Annotated in this window: 1 rRNA gene; it reads left to right on the top strand. The window is 53.9% G+C overall.

Going from position 1 to position 716, the window contains the following annotated elements:
- Window positions 1-693, top strand: a 23S ribosomal RNA gene (locus SIK69_RS08025); the annotation flags it as partial.
- Window positions 694-716 lie beyond the last annotated feature (23 nt).

Here is a 716-nt window from a genome sequence, read left to right on the forward strand (position 1 = left end):
ATCCGGGTTGCGGACAGTGTCTGGTGGGTAGTTTGACTGGGGCGGTCTCCTCCCAAAGAGTAACGGAGGAGCACGAAGGTTAGCTAATCCTGGTCGGACATCAGGAGGTTAGTGCAATGGCATAAGCTAGCTTGACTGCGAGAGTGACGGCTCGAGCAGGTGCGAAAGCAGGTCATAGTGATCCGGTGGTTCTGAATGGAAGGGCCATCGCTCAACGGATAAAAGGTACTCCGGGGATAACAGGCTGATACCGCCCAAGAGTTCATATCGACGGCGGTGTTTGGCACCTCGATGTCGGCTCATCACATCCTGGGGCTGAAGTAGGTCCCAAGGGTATGGCTGTTCGCCATTTAAAGTGGTACGCGAGCTGGGTTTAGAACGTCGTGAGACAGTTCGGTCCCTATCTGCCGTGGGCGCTGGAGAATTGAGGGGGGCTGCTCCTAGTACGAGAGGACCGGAGTGGACGCATCACTGGTGTTCGGGTTGTCATGCCAATGGCATTGCCCGGTAGCTAAATGCGGAAAAGATAAGTGCTGAAAGCATCTAAGCACGAAACTTGCCCCGAGATGAGTTCTCCCTGACTCCTAGAGAGTCCTGAAGGAACGTTGAAGACTACGACGTTGATAGGCTGGGTGTGTAAGCGTAGCGATACGTTGAGCTAACCAGTACTAATGAACCGTGAGGCTTAACCTTACAACGCCGAAGCTGTTTTGGCG

Source organism: Scandinavium lactucae (genome assembly GCF_033843265.1).
GTDB lineage: Bacteria > Pseudomonadota > Gammaproteobacteria > Enterobacterales > Enterobacteriaceae > Scandinavium > Scandinavium lactucae.